Below are 14,418 nucleotides of genomic sequence, written 5' to 3' on the forward strand. Positions count from 1 at the left end.
GCCGTCTCGCCCCTCATGGCGGAGCGCTACAAATTGCCTGCTCCGGGCGGCAGCCGGCAACGGCGGTTTCGGTGGTTGTAGGATTGCGTGAAAACGGAATTCCTGTCGGCAAACTAGGATTTTATCATGGTTGAACTTGCTCTCCCCAAGAACTCTCAGATGCGCGAAGGCAAGGTCTGGCCGAAGCCGGCGGGTGCGAAGAACACCCGTGAGTTTCGCGTCTACCGCTGGAGCCCGGATGATGGCCAGAACCCTTCGATCGACACCTTCTATATCGATGTCGACGACTGTGGTCCGATGGTTCTCGACGGGCTGCTCTACATCAAGAACAAGATCGATCCGACGTTGACGCTGCGCCGTTCCTGTCGCGAGGGCATCTGCGGTTCCTGCGCGATGAATATCGACGGCACGAACACGCTTGCCTGCACCAAGGGCATGGATGACATCAAAGGAACGGTTAAAATCTATCCACTGCCGCATTTGCCGGTGGTGAAGGATCTCGTGCCGGACCTGACGAATTTCTATGCGCAGCACCGCTCGATCGAACCCTGGCTTAAGACCGTATCTCCGGCCCCTGCCAAGGAATGGAAGCAGAGCCACGAGGATCGCCAGAAGCTCGACGGCCTCTACGAGTGCATCCTGTGCGCCTGCTGCTCGACCTCCTGTCCGAGTTACTGGTGGAACGGCGATCGCTATCTGGGCCCGGCCGTCCTGCTGCAGGCCTATCGCTGGCTGATCGATTCCAGAGACGAGGCGACCGGAGAGCGGCTTGACGGCCTCGAAGATCCGTTCCGGCTTTATCGCTGCCACACGATCATGAACTGTGCGCAGACCTGCCCCAAGGGTCTCAATCCGGCAAAGGCCATAGCCGAGATCAAGAAGATGATGGTTGAGCGCCGGGTCTGATCGCCGATACGCGCCCGGCGCTGAGCGCGGCCGTGCCGGGTTCTTCCGAATCTATGCAGGCATCGTCCGAATCCGGCGCAGGATGGTGCTGATCATCACCTTGCTGACAAATTCTGTCTGCAGGAAGTTATCCGGCAGGCAAGTTGAATCGCGCCATTTCCGGCATAAGCATTTGTCGCGAGCAATTTATGGCTGTGCCGACTTGATTAACCAAAGTGAAATACGCTAATTCGAAAATCAGTCTGATGACCAATTCTGTGCTGCAATAGCGGACAATCGGGAGCATGATGATGCAGTTGCGATATGCGATGACGGGTGTGGCGGTTGTTCTGTCATTGGCGGGCTGCCAGCGCACGGCATATGACAATGCGAGTTACAGCTCGCCGGCACCGCTGACCGCCCAGCCTGTTCCGTCCGTCCAGGGCGGGCAGCTTCCGCCACCGGCAGGCGCCTCGCAGTTTCCCGCCGCTCCGACGGCAGCGCCTGCCCTTCCGGGCCAGTCGGGTGCCATGGCAGCCAGCGCGCTTGATGTCTCCAAGGAATCGATGGTCGGCAGCTGGCGCGTCAACGGCAGGTGCGACATGTTCCTGACGCTGACAAATCTCGGCAGCGGCTCACGTGGCGGCACGCGCGGCTGCGTCGGCGAGCTGACGGCGATGGGCTCCTGGGAAGTCTCCGGCAAGCAGGTCCTTCTCAAGGATCGCAGCGGCAACCAGATCGGCAGCGTCTACAAGACCGCCGACAACAGCTTCAGTGGCCAGACGAGCACCGGCCAACCGATCACTCTCAGCCGGTAAGGCAACCGGCGGCCAACCCGCCGACGACGCGTAGGCGGACTCCTCCCCATGCAGCCTATCCCCGACTACACTTCAAGCGTCAGCGAGCACTTGAAATCGCTGACGGCCTCTGGCGCTCTCCAGATCGATTCAGCACAGATGGATGTGGCAAAAAGCCTCGATCGGGTGCTTTTCGAACTGAAGCGCCGCCGCCCGGCTGCCAAATCCAGCTCGCTCGGCTGGCTCTTCGCTTCGAAGAAAAAACCGAGCGAAGGCATCAAGGGACTTTATATTCACGGCAGCGTCGGGCGTGGCAAGACGATGCTGATGGATATCTTCTACCGCATGGCGCCCTGCTCGAAGAAACGCCGCGCGCACTTCCACGAATTCATGGCCGATGTCCACAACCGCATCGCCGCGCACCGGCTCAAGCTGAAGAACGGCGAGACAAAGCAGGCCGATCCCGTGCCGCCCGTGGCGGCTGCACTTTACCAGGAGGCCGAACTCCTCTGCTTCGATGAGTTTACGGTGACCGACATCGCTGATGCGATGATCCTCTCGCGGCTGTTCTTGGAGCTTTTTGCGCGCGGCTGCGTGCTCGTCGCGACCTCGAATGTCGAGCCCGACAATCTCTACAAGGACGGCCTCAATCGCGGTCTCTTCCTGCCCTTCATCGGGCTCCTCAAGAAGAATGTCGAGGTCGTGACGCTCGACTCCCCGACGGATTACCGGATGGAGAAGCTGAACAGCCAGCCGGTCTATCTGACGCCGATAGACGAGCGGACGGATATGGCGATGGACGCGTCCTGGGCACAGGCGCTGGATGGACGCAAGGCGCAATCTCTCGAAATTCCGATGAAAGGTCGCTCGATCCATGTGCCGCTCGCGGCCGATCGCATGGCACGCTTTTCCTTTGCCGATCTCTGCGAGAAACCGCTCGGTGCTGCCGATTTTCTCGCAATCGCCAAGCGTTTCGATACGATCTATGTCGATCGCATCCCGAGGCTCGGTCCGGACAAGCGGAACCAGGCCAAGCGTTTCATCATCCTAGTCGACACGCTCTACGACCACGGCGTTCGCCTTCATGCATCGGCTGCGGCAATGCCGGAAGACCTGCTGATCGAACGGCGGGGAACGGAAGGCTTTGAATTCAATCGTACGGCATCGCGTCTTTTCGAGATGCGCAGCGCAGAATATCTCGCAATGCACCATAAAAAGCATGCCGCCGAGTGACGGGCTGGCATCGAAATATCTTACGTTTACGTAAGAAATTTTGTATCTAAACGATTGAAATTGCTTATCCAAAAATAACACGTTGCCATTTTTTGGCTTTAAGGCTATGCGATTGCGTCATTGGACGACGCCTCGACGCGCCGCCCGACTGATTTTGATCGCAAAGGAAACAGCGAAATGGCGCGTAACAAGATCGCACTTATCGGTTCTGGCATGATTGGTGGCACGCTGGCGCATCTCGCCGGCCTGAAAGAGCTCGGCGACATCGTCCTCTTCGACATTGCCGACGGCATTCCACAGGGCAAGGGCCTCGATATCGCCCAGTCGTCCCCGGTCGAAGGCTTCGACGCCAATCTGACAGGCGCCAGCGACTATTCCGCGATCGAAGGCGCAGATGTCTGCATCGTCACAGCCGGCGTTCCGCGCAAGCCGGGCATGAGCCGCGACGACCTTCTCGGCATCAACCTCAAGGTCATGGAGCAGGTCGGCGCCGGCATCAAGAAATATGCCCCGAACGCCTTCGTCATCTGCATTACAAATCCGCTCGACGCCATGGTCTGGGCGCTGCAGAAGTTTTCCGGCCTTCCGGCCAACAAGGTCGTCGGCATGGCCGGCGTTCTCGACAGCTCGCGCTTTCGCCTCTTCCTCGCCAAGGAATTCAACGTTTCCGTTCAGGACGTCACTGCTTTCGTTCTCGGCGGCCACGGCGACACGATGGTCCCGCTTGCTCGCTACTCCACCGTTGCCGGCATTCCGCTCACCGACCTCATCACCATGGGTTGGGTCACCAAGGAACGGCTTGAGGAAATCATCCAGCGCACCCGTGACGGCGGCGCCGAAATCGTGGGCCTCCTGAAGACCGGTTCGGCCTACTACGCTCCGGCAGCCTCGGCAATCGAGATGGCCGAGGCCTACCTCAAGGACAAAAAGCGCGTTCTGCCCTGCGCGGCGCATCTCTCCGGCCAATACGGTGTCAAGGACATGTATGTCGGCGTTCCGACAGTCATCGGTGCCGGCGGCGTCGAACGCGTCATCGAGATCGACCTCAACAAGGCCGAGAAGGAAGCCTTCGACAAGTCCGTCGGCGCTGTCGCCGGCCTGTGTGAAGCCTGCATCAACATCGCGCCCGCGCTGAAGTAATCGAAACAGGATCAAACCCATGAACATTCATGAATATCAGGCCAAGGCTCTGCTGAAGAGCTATGGCGCACCGGTCGCTGAAGGTGTGGCCATCTTCAAGGCCGACGAAGCCGAGGCTGCGGCAAAGCAATTGCCTGGTCCGCTCTACGTCGTGAAAAGCCAGATCCACGCCGGCGGCCGCGGCAAGGGTAAATTCAAGGAGCTTCCGCCGGAAGCCAAAGGTGGCGTTCGCCTTGCGAAGTCGATCGACGAAGTCGTCGCCAATTCCAAGGAAATGCTCGGCAATACGCTGGTCACCAAGCAGACCGGCCCGGCCGGCAAGCAGGTCAACCGCCTCTACATCGAAGACGGCGCCGATATCGACCGCGAACTCTATCTCTCGATACTCGTCGACCGTTCCGTCGGTCAGGTTGCCTTCGTCGTTTCGACGGAAGGCGGCATGGATATCGAGACCGTTGCACACGACACACCCGAGAAGATTATCACCGTTGCCATCGACCCCGCAAACGGCGTGACGGCTGAGGACAGCAAGAAGCTTGCGGATGCGCTCAATCTTCAAGGCGAAGCTCGCAAGGATGGCGACACGCTGTTCCCGATCCTCTACAAGGCTTTCGTCGAAAAGGACATGAGCCTGCTCGAAGTCAATCCGCTGATCGTCATGAAGAACGGTCGCCTGCGCGTGCTCGACGCCAAGGTATCCTTCGACGGCAATGCGCTCTTCCGTCACGAAGACATCGTCGCGCTGCGCGACAAAACGGAAGAAGACGAGAAGGAAATCGAAGCCTCCAAATACGACCTTGCATATGTTGCCCTCGACGGCAATATCGGCTGCATGGTCAATGGTGCGGGCCTTGCCATGGCAACCATGGACATCATCAAGCTCTACGGCGCCGAGCCTGCGAACTTCCTCGATGTCGGTGGCGGTGCCTCGAAGGAGAAGGTCACCGCGGCCTTCAAGATCATCACCGCCGATCCGGCCGTGAAGGGCATCCTGGTCAATATCTTCGGCGGCATCATGCGCTGCGACGTCATCGCCGAAGGCGTGATCGCGGCGGTCAAGGAAGTCGGCCTCCAGGTGCCGCTCGTCGTCCGTCTCGAAGGCACCAACGTGGAACTCGGCAAGAAAATCATACGAGACAGCGGGCTGAACGTGATCCCTGCCGACGATCTTGACGACGCGGCGAAGAAGATCGTCGCTGCTGTGAAAGGGAACTAAGGCATGTCCATTCTCGTCAACAAGAACACCAAGGTCCTGGTCCAGGGCCTGACCGGCAAGACCGGCACTTTCCACACCGAGCAGGCGCTTGCCTATTACGGCACCAAGATGGTCGGCGGCATTCATCCGAAGAAGGGTGGCGAGACCTGGGGGTCGCTCGAAGGCGAGGCACATCTGCCGATCTTCGCCTCCGTCGCCGAGGGCAAGGAAAAGACTGGTGCCGACGCATCGGTGATCTACGTGCCGCCGGCCGGCGCCGCCGAGGCGATCATCGAGGCGATCGAGGCGGAAATCCCGCTCATCATCTGCATCACCGAAGGCATTCCGGTCGAGGACATGATCAAGGTCAAGTCGAAGCTCGACAAATCGAAGTCGCGACTGATCGGTCCGAACTGCCCGGGTGTCCTGACACCTGAGGAATGCAAGATCGGCATCATGCCGGGTTCCATCTTCAAAAAAGGTTCGGTCGGCGTTCTCTCGCGCTCCGGCACGCTGACCTATGAAGCCGTCTTCCAGACCTCGAATGAGGGTCTCGGCCAAACGACGGCAGTCGGCATCGGCGGCGACCCGGTCAAGGGCACCGAATTCATCGACGTACTCGAGATGTTCCTGGCCGACGACGAAACCAAGTCGATCATCATGATCGGCGAAATCGGCGGATCGGCCGAAGAAGACGCGGCGCAGTTCCTCAAGGACGAAGCCAAGCGCGGACGCAAGAAGCCGATGGTCGGCTTCATCGCCGGGCGTACGGCACCTCCCGGCCGCACCATGGGCCATGCCGGCGCCGTGATTTCCGGCGGCAAGGGCGGCGCGGAAGACAAGATCGCGGCCATGGAAGCGGCCGGCATCACGGTGTCGCCGTCTCCGGCTCGTCTCGGCAAGACGCTGGTTGAAGTCCTCAAGGGCTGAGCCAATTTCGATATCCGGGCGGAAGAAAGCATCTGCGCTTCCGCCCGGCCCCAAGGTATTCGACAGCAGGCATGCCGCGGACAGGCGGCAAATGAGAATGCGGCAGCCGGTTAGAGCCGGCGAATTCATCAAAAGTCAGGAGGCGGGCGGAAAGCGTCCGCGTAAAACCATGGCACGGCAAGAAGCCAACGAGCAGTTTCAGATCACCTCGTTTCTGGATGGCGCCAATGCTGCCTATATCGAGCAGCTCTATGCGCGTTACGAAGAAGATCCGTCATCGGTCGACGATCAGTGGCGGACCTTCTTCAAGGCGCTGGAGGACGATCCGAACGATGTGAAGAAGGCGGCCAAGGGCGCTTCTTGGCGCAAGAAGAACTGGCCGATTCAGGCCGGCGGCGATCTCGTATCTGCGCTCGACGGGGATTGGGGCACGGTCGAGAAGGTCATCGAAACCAAGGTAAAGGCAAAGGCCGAAGCTGCCGGCAAGCCGACCGACGGCGCCGACATTCTCCAGGCGACGCGCGATTCCGTGCGTGCCATCATGATGATCCGCGCCTATCGCATGCGCGGCCATCTGCATGCCAAGCTCGATCCGCTTGGCATCGCTGTACCGGTCGAAGACTATAAGGAACTGTCGCCGGAAGCTTACGGCTTCAGCCCGGCCGACTACGATCGCAAGATCTTCATCGACAACGTGCTTGGCCTCGAATACGCGACCATCCCGCAGATGATCGAGATCCTCGAGCGAACCTATTGCTCGACCCTTGGCGTCGAGTTCATGCACATGTCCAATCCGGAAGAGAAGGCCTGGATTCAGGAACGAATCGAAGGGCCCGACAAGGGCGTGGCGTTCACACCGGAAGGCAAGAAGGCGATCCTTGCCAAGCTCGTCGAAGCGGAAGGCTACGAACAGTTCCTCGACGTCAAGTTCAAGGGCACCAAGCGCTTCGGCCTCGATGGCGGTGAATCACTGATCCCGGCACTTGAGCAGATCCTAAAGCGTGGCGGTCACCTCGGCCTGAAGGAAGCCGTGTTCGGCATGGCCCATCGCGGCCGCTTGAACGTGCTCAGCCAGGTCATGGGAAAGCCGCATCGCGCCATCTTCCATGAGTTCAAGGGTGGTTCCTATGCGCCCGACGAGGTCGAAGGTTCCGGCGACGTGAAGTACCATCTCGGTGCATCTTCCGACCGCGAATTCGACGGCAACAAGGTACACGTTTCGCTGACGGCAAACCCCTCGCATCTTGAAATCGTCGACCCCGTCGTCATGGGAAAGGCGCGCGCCAAGCAGGACATGAGTGCTACCGTCTGGGAAGGCGACGTCATTCCGCTCTCTGAGCGCGCCAAGATTTTGCCGTTGCTGATCCACGGCGATGCAGCTTTTGCCGGCCAGGGCGTCATCGCTGAAATTCTCGGCCTTTCAGGACTTCGCGGCCACCGTGTCGCCGGCACGATGCATGTCATCATCAACAACCAGATCGGCTTTACGACGAACCCGGCCTTCTCCCGTTCGTCGCCCTATCCGTCGGACGTGGCGAAGATGATCGAGGCGCCGATCTTCCACGTCAACGGCGACGATCCGGAAGCTGTGGTCTACGCCGCGAAAATCGCGACCGAGTTCCGCATGAAATTCCACAAGCCGGTCGTCATCGACATGTTCTGCTACCGCCGCTACGGCCACAACGAAGGCGACGAACCGTCCTTCACCCAGCCGAAGATGTACAAGGTCATCCGTGGCCACAAGACGGTGTTCCAGCTTTACGCCGAGCGTCTTGTTGCGCAAGGCCTGCTGACCGAAGGCGAAGTCGAGAAGATGAAGGCCGACTGGCGCGCTCATCTCGAACAGGAGTTCGAGGCCGGGCAGTCCTACAAGCCGAACAAGGCCGACTGGCTGGACGGCGAATGGTCTGGTCTGCGCACAGCCGACAACGCCGATGAGCAGCGCCGTGGCAAGACGGCAGTGCCGATGAAACAGTTGAAGGAGATCGGCCGCAAGCTCTCGGAAGTCCCCGCGGGCTTCAACGCGCACCGCACGATCCAGCGCTTCATGGAAAACCGGGCCAACATGATCCAGACGGGCGAAGGCATCGACTGGGCAATGGGCGAAGCGCTCGCTTTTGGCGCACTCTGCCTCGAAGGACACAAGATCCGCCTTTCGGGTCAAGATTGCGAACGCGGCACCTTCTCGCAGCGCCATTCGGTCCTTTACGATCAGGAGACGGAAGCGCGTTACATTCCGCTCGCCAACCTGTCGCCGACGCAGGCCCGCTACGAGGTCATCAACTCGATGCTCTCCGAAGAGGCCGTGCTCGGCTTCGAATACGGTTATTCGCTGGCGCGGCCGAACGCCCTCACGCTCTGGGAAGCGCAGTTCGGCGACTTCGCAAATGGTGCGCAGGTCGTCTTCGACCAGTTCATTTCCTCGGGCGAACGCAAGTGGCTGCGCATGTCGGGTCTCGTCTGCCTGCTGCCGCATGGTTACGAAGGCCAGGGTCCGGAACATTCTTCGGCCCGCCTGGAACGCTTCCTGCAGCTTTGTGCCGAAGACAACATGCAGGTTGCCAACGTCACGACCCCGGCGAACTACTTCCACATCCTGCGCCGTCAGTTGAAACGCGACTTCCGCAAGCCGCTGATCCTGATGACGCCGAAGTCGTTGCTGCGCCACAAGCGGGCCGTTTCGAGCCTCGCGGAGATGGCCGGCGAATCCTCCTTCCACCGCCTTTTGTGGGATGATGCAGAGGTCATCAAGGACGGACCGATCAAGCTGCAGAAAGACAACAAGATCCGCCGCGTCGTCATGTGCTCCGGCAAGGTCTATTATGATCTTCTGGAGGAACGCGAAAAGCGCGGCATCGACGATGTCTATCTGCTGCGCGTCGAACAGCTCTACCCCTTCCCGGCCAAGGCGCTCATCAACGAGCTCTCCCGCTTCCGCAATGCCGAAATGGTCTGGTGCCAGGAAGAGCCGAAGAACATGGGCGCATGGTCGTTCATCGATCCGTATCTCGAATGGGTTCTTGCCCACATCGACGCGAAGTATCAGCGCGTCCGCTACACCGGACGTCCGGCTGCCGCTTCGCCGGCAACGGGGTTGATGTCCAAGCATCTGTCGCAGCTCGCGGCATTCCTTGAGGATGCGCTGGGCGGCTGAGGAGTTGGGGCGATGGCATATTTCTTCTTGAGACTTGTGCCGCCTCGTTCCCGCTTTCCGAACGACGCGACCGCGGAGGAGATGGCTGCGATGGAACGGCATGCCGAATATTGGCGCCACAACGCAGAAGCGGGATCGGCAATTGCTGTCGGCCCCGTCTTCGAGGGCGAAGGCGCCTGGGGCATGGCGGTCGTCTCAGTCGAGGATCGAGAGGCCGCGAAGGCGCTTGCCGATGCAGATCCGATCGTCCGCTCCAGTTTCGGTTTCCACTTCGAAGTTTTACCCATGCCCTCGATCATTCTCCGGCCGTCTGCTGCCGGAAACGAATAAACGAAAACAAGCAAATCAGGATTTGAACAATGGCCACAGAAATCCGCGTTCCAACTCTCGGTGAATCCGTCAGCGAGGCAACCGTCGGCACCTGGTTCAAGAAGGTTGGCGACGCCATCAAGGCCGATGAGCCGATTCTCGAGCTTGAAACCGACAAGGTGACCATCGAAGTACCGGCACCGACCTCCGGTACGCTTTCCGAAATCGTTGCCCAGGCCGGCGAAACCGTGGGCCTCGGCGCGCTGCTCGGCCAGATCGCCGCAGGCGCTGCAGCCCCGGCTGCCGCTCCTGCAAAGGCTGCCGAGCCGGCCATGGCTGCTTCGGCCCAGCCAACGGCCGCCGCTCCGGCTGCTGCCGCTGCGGCACCGGTTGCTTCTGCCCCGGCCCCGGCTTCCGCCATGCCGGCGGCGCCCGCTGCCGCCAAGATGCTTGCTGAAAACAATCTCTCGGCCGATCAGGTCGAAGGCAGTGGCAAGCGCGGCCAGGTGCTGAAGGGCGATGTGATCGCTGCCGTCGCCAAGGGCCTTTCCGCCCCGGCTGCTGCGCCGGCTGCTCCCGCTGCGGTCCGTGGGCCATCGACGGTTGAGGACGCCGGCCGCGAGGAGCGCGTGAAGATGACGCGCCTGCGCCAGACGATTGCCAAGCGCCTCAAGGATGCGCAGAACACCGCAGCCATGCTCACCACCTACAACGAGGTGGACATGAAGGCAGTCATGGACCTGCGCGCCAAGTACAAGGACGTCTTCGAAAAGAAGCATGGCGTGAAGCTCGGCTTCATGGGCTTCTTCACCAAGGCTGTGACGCACGCCCTGAAGGAACTGCCGGCCGTCAACGCCGAGATCGATGGCACCGACATCATCTACAAGAACTACTGCCACATCGGTATGGCTGTCGGCACAGACAAGGGCCTGGTCGTTCCGATCATCCGCGATGCCGACCAGATGTCGATTGCCGAGATCGAGAAGGATCTTGGCCGCCTTGCCAAGGCGGCGCGCGACGGCACGCTCTCGATGGCCGACATGCAGGGCGGCACCTTCACGATCACCAATGGCGGCGTCTACGGTTCGCTGATGTCCTCGCCGATCCTCAATGCGCCGCAGTCGGGCATTCTGGGCATGCACAAGATCCAGGAGCGTCCGGTCGTTGTCGGCGGTCAGATCGTCATCCGTCCGATGATGTATCTGGCACTCTCCTACGATCACCGCATTGTCGACGGCAAGGAAGCCGTGACCTTCCTCGTCCGCGTCAAGGAAAGCCTGGAAGATCCGGAGCGTCTGGTTCTCGATCTCTAAGAGAATTTGGGCCGCGCGAGCGGCCCTGTTTTTCGCGGCAAGGAGTGCCTGATGGCGCGTGGAGTACCGGCAGCGGACGGCAGTTCGCCTCGCATCGTTACGCTGAAAATGGCAGCTGCCCTGGCAGTGCCACTTTTCCTGTGCGCGATGGCGAAAGCCGCGCTGGCGGGCGAATGCGCGCAGTCGAATGCCGTCTATGCCGATCGCGACGGAGCCTATGAACTGCGCTTTTTGCCGCTCGGTTCCGAAGCTGCGGCGGCGAGCAATCAGTTCAAGCTCAATGTTCTGAAGACCTCGATCGTCTTGGACGGCTATGTGATGCCGTCGGAGGATCCTGACCGTGCGATCGGCATCGTCATGTTCAACTGCCCGGATGGTGATGTGACCGGTGCCGATCTCGATGCCTGTACGATCTGGCAAGGGCCGGTCTACAGCGTCGGTGCCGCGGGCGAACTGGAGAATCTTCAGGCGGAGGCGGCGGGCGCGGCGGACAGGATCGTGCTGCCTGGTCTCGGTCCGGCAATCCGCGAATCCTCGATTTGGGGCGAGGGCAAGGCGACGGTGGCACCCTGGGACGTCCTGACTTTCAAGGAATGCGCGAAATGAGTGATGCGCCTGTTCTGCTCGTGACCGGGGCAAGCCGCGGCATCGGTGCTGCCGTCTCAAGGCTTGCCGCCAAGCAAGGTTGGCGGGTAGCCGTGAATTTTGCCTCGAACAGGGCAGCGGCGGATGCCGTCATTGCAGCGATCACGGCGCATGGCGGCGAGGCGATTGCCGTCAAAGGCGATGTCGGCAACGCCACTGATATCAGCTTGATGTTCGAAACCGTTGATCGTCATTTCGGGCGGCTTGACGGGCTGGTGAACAATGCCGGCATCGTCGATATTGCTCAGCGCATCGACGAAATGAGCGTCGAGCGCATCGAGCGGATGATGCGTGTCAATGTCACCGGCTCCATTCTCTGCGCGGCGCAGGCCGTTCGCCGCATGTCCAGCAGGCATGGCGGCAAGGGCGGAGCGATCGTCAACATCTCGTCGATGGCGGCGATCATCGGATCACCGTCGCAATATGTGGATTACGCCGCTTCGAAGGCGGCGATCGATACCTTCACGATCGGGCTCGCCCGCGAGGTCGCCGCCGATGGCATCAGGGTGAATGCGATCCGCCCGGGAATTATCGACACCGATATTCACGCTTCCGGTGGACTGCCAGACCGTGCGCGCGACATGGCGCCGAGTATTCCGATGCAGCGGCCGGGAACGGCAGAAGAGGTCGCCGATGCCGTCGTCTATCTTCTTTCTTCCGCGGCCTCCTATGTCACGGGTGCAATCCTCAACGTTAGCGGTGGGCGGTAGGCAAAGGGTAAGCGATGCAATATCTTCTCGAATTCCTGGGCCTGATGGTCGTCTTTTCGGTCTTCATCGTCGTTCCGGGTGCCGACTTTGCCGTGATCCTTCGCCAGAGCATCGTGAATGGCCGCCGCGCTGCGATGATGACCGGCCTCGGCATGGGCTTCTCGCTGCTCTTCCACATAAGCTACACGATCTTCGGCCTCGGCCTGGTCGTGTCAAAGTCGCTGTTGCTGTTTGCGACGATCAAATGGGCGGGTGTCGCCTATCTGGTCTATCTCGGTATCAAATCCTTCCGCGAACCCGTATTCAATGTCAGGGAAATCGAAGTCAGCAGAGCCGATCGCAAGGCCGTTTCGGCGGTCAAGTGCCTCGCCATGGGTTTCATCACCAATGCCCTTAATCCTAAGCCAGTGCTCTTCTTCCTGTCGCTGTTCTCGACGCTGGTGCATCACGACACACCAGCGCTGATCCAATTCAGCTACGGCATCGGCATGGCATCTGCACTCGTTGCCTGGTTTGCAGTCGTCTCGATCTTCTTGACCGTCAAGCCCGTCCGCGACCGCTTCATTGCCAGTGGCAAATGGTTCAACCGTATCACCGGCGCCGCATTGGTCGGCTTCGGCTTCCGCCTCGCGATCACCCGCGCGGCCGACTAAACGATTAAAGCAAAGGAAAAAAACAATGTCCTATGATGTGATCATTATCGGAACCGGCCCCGGCGGCTATGTCGCTGCAATTAAGGCGGCCCAGCTCGGCCTCAAGGTTGCGGTCGTCGAAAAGCGCGCGACCTTCGGCGGCACCTGCCTTAATGTCGGCTGCATTCCCTCCAAGGCGTTGCTGCATGCTTCCGAAATGTTCCATCATGCCGGTCACGGCATGGATGCGCTAGGGATCGAAATACCGGCTCCGAAACTTAATCTCGAAAAGATGCTGGCGCACAAGGATGCGACGGTGAAGTCGAATGTCGACGGCGTGGCCTTCCTCTTCAAGAAGAACAAGATCGATGCCTTCCAAGGCTCCGGCAAGATCGTTTCCGCCGGGAAAGTTTCAGTGACCGCCGGAGATGGCAAGGTGCAGGAGATCGAAGGCAAGAACATCGTGATAGCCACGGGCTCCGATGTTGCCGGCATCCCGGGTGTTGAGGTCGACTTCGATGAAAAAGTGATCATCTCCTCGACCGGCGGTATCGCACTGGAGAAGGTGCCGGAAACGATGATCGTCGTCGGTGGCGGCGTCATCGGTCTCGAACTCGGCTCTGTCTGGTCGCGCCTCGGTGCGAAGGTGACCGTCGTCGAATATCTCGATACGATCCTCGGCGGCATGGATGGCGATGTAGCCAAGCAGTTCCAGCGCATGCTCGTCAAGCAGGACATCGAATTCAATCTCGGCGCCAAGGTCGTCGGCGTCGAGAAGGCCGGCACGGGTGCCAGGGTGACCTTCGAACCGGTCAAGGGCGGCGACAAGGTGACGCTCGAAGCGGAAGTCGTTCTCATCGCCACTGGCCGCTTGCCCTATACGGCAGGCCTCGGCCTTGAAGAGGCCGGTGTCAAGCTCGACAATCGCGGCCGCGTCGAGATCGACGGACATTTCAAGACCAATATCGCCGGCATTTATGCAATCGGCGACGTCGTGAAGGGTCCTATGCTGGCGCACAAGGCGGAAGACGAAGGCGTAGCGCTCGCCGAAATCCTTGCCGGCCAGGCCGGTCATGTGAACTACGACGTCATCCCGAGCGTCGTCTATACACAGCCCGAAGTCGCTTCCGTCGGCAAAACCGAGGAAGAGCTGAAGGCTGCAGGCATTGCCTATAAGGCTGGCAAGTTCCCGTTCACGGCAAACGGCCGCGCCCGCGCGATGCTCGCGACCGACGGCTTCGTAAAGATCCTTTCGGACAAGGCGACGGACCGGGTTCTCGGCGGACATATCGTCGGCTTCGGTGCCGGCGAGATGATCCACGAGATTGCCGTTCTCATGGAATTCGGCGGTTCTGCCGAGGATCTCGGCCGTACCTGCCACGCGCATCCGACAATGTCGGAAGCCGTGAAGGAAGCGGCGCTCGCTGCCTTCGCCAAGCCGATCCATATGTAAACGAAGCTCGCAGCCGCGGTTC

General features: G+C 60.3%; 13 protein-coding genes. All 13 read left to right on the plus strand.

The window, feature by feature from the left end; genetic code table 11:
* Positions 1-126 precede the first annotated feature (126 nt).
* The 13 genes from EV130_RS19705 (at position 127) to lpdA (ending at position 14,396) form a co-directional block, all read left to right on the plus strand.
* Positions 127-906: a succinate dehydrogenase iron-sulfur subunit gene (locus tag EV130_RS19705; RefSeq protein ID WP_074062777.1), complete on the plus strand. Its 780-nt coding sequence runs from the start codon at positions 127-129 to the stop codon at positions 904-906.
* Between the two features lie 290 nt (positions 907-1,196).
* A complete protein-coding gene (locus EV130_RS19710) occupies positions 1,197-1,703 on the plus strand; it encodes a protease inhibitor Inh/omp19 family protein (RefSeq protein ID WP_074063364.1) in 507 nt (168 codons plus the stop codon).
* A 48-nt stretch (positions 1,704-1,751) separates the two neighbouring features.
* The gene (gene zapE, locus EV130_RS19715; RefSeq protein ID WP_074062776.1) at positions 1,752-2,915 is read left to right on the plus strand and encodes a cell division protein ZapE; all 1,164 of its coding nucleotides are present in this window, start codon (positions 1,752-1,754) and stop codon (positions 2,913-2,915) included.
* 177 nt (positions 2,916-3,092) lie between these two features.
* Entirely contained in the window at positions 3,093-4,055 is a 963-nt protein-coding gene (mdh, locus tag EV130_RS19720; RefSeq protein ID WP_022717411.1) for a malate dehydrogenase, read from the plus strand.
* A 19-nt stretch (positions 4,056-4,074) separates the two neighbouring features.
* Positions 4,075-5,271, plus strand: coding sequence for an ADP-forming succinate--CoA ligase subunit beta (gene sucC, locus EV130_RS19725; protein WP_074062775.1), 1,197 nt, complete (start codon positions 4,075-4,077; stop codon positions 5,269-5,271).
* 3 nt (positions 5,272-5,274) lie between these two features.
* Entirely contained in the window at positions 5,275-6,180 is a 906-nt protein-coding gene (gene sucD / locus EV130_RS19730; RefSeq protein WP_074062774.1) for a succinate--CoA ligase subunit alpha, read from the plus strand.
* A gap of 169 nt (positions 6,181-6,349) precedes the next feature.
* Positions 6,350-9,334, plus strand: a complete 2,985-nt coding sequence (locus tag EV130_RS19735; protein WP_074063363.1) for a 2-oxoglutarate dehydrogenase E1 component — start codon at positions 6,350-6,352, stop codon at positions 9,332-9,334.
* Between the two features lie 12 nt (positions 9,335-9,346).
* Positions 9,347-9,664, plus strand: a complete 318-nt coding sequence (locus EV130_RS19740) for a YciI family protein (protein WP_074062773.1) — start codon at positions 9,347-9,349, stop codon at positions 9,662-9,664.
* Between the two features lie 29 nt (positions 9,665-9,693).
* A complete protein-coding gene (odhB, locus tag EV130_RS19745) occupies positions 9,694-10,956 on the plus strand; it encodes a 2-oxoglutarate dehydrogenase complex dihydrolipoyllysine-residue succinyltransferase (protein WP_074062772.1) in 1,263 nt (420 codons plus the stop codon).
* Between the two features lie 51 nt (positions 10,957-11,007).
* The gene (locus EV130_RS19750) at positions 11,008-11,562 is read left to right on the plus strand and encodes a hypothetical protein (protein WP_074063362.1); all 555 of its coding nucleotides are present in this window, start codon (positions 11,008-11,010) and stop codon (positions 11,560-11,562) included.
* Positions 11,559-12,311, plus strand: coding sequence for an SDR family oxidoreductase (locus tag EV130_RS19755; RefSeq protein WP_074062771.1), 753 nt, complete (start codon positions 11,559-11,561; stop codon positions 12,309-12,311). The genes EV130_RS19750 and EV130_RS19755 overlap by 4 nt, the downstream gene beginning before the upstream one ends.
* Before the next feature lie 14 nt (positions 12,312-12,325).
* Positions 12,326-12,964, plus strand: a complete 639-nt coding sequence (locus tag EV130_RS19760) for a LysE family translocator (protein ID WP_132661115.1) — start codon at positions 12,326-12,328, stop codon at positions 12,962-12,964.
* Entirely contained in the window at positions 12,882-14,396 is a 1,515-nt protein-coding gene (lpdA, locus tag EV130_RS19765) for a dihydrolipoyl dehydrogenase (protein WP_281032102.1), read from the plus strand. Before EV130_RS19760 ends, lpdA begins: the two co-directional genes overlap by 83 nt.
* Positions 14,397-14,418: the final 22 nt, after the last annotated feature.

The organism is Rhizobium azibense, from assembly GCF_004342325.1.
Taxonomy (GTDB): Bacteria; Pseudomonadota; Alphaproteobacteria; order Rhizobiales; family Rhizobiaceae; genus Rhizobium; species Rhizobium etli_B.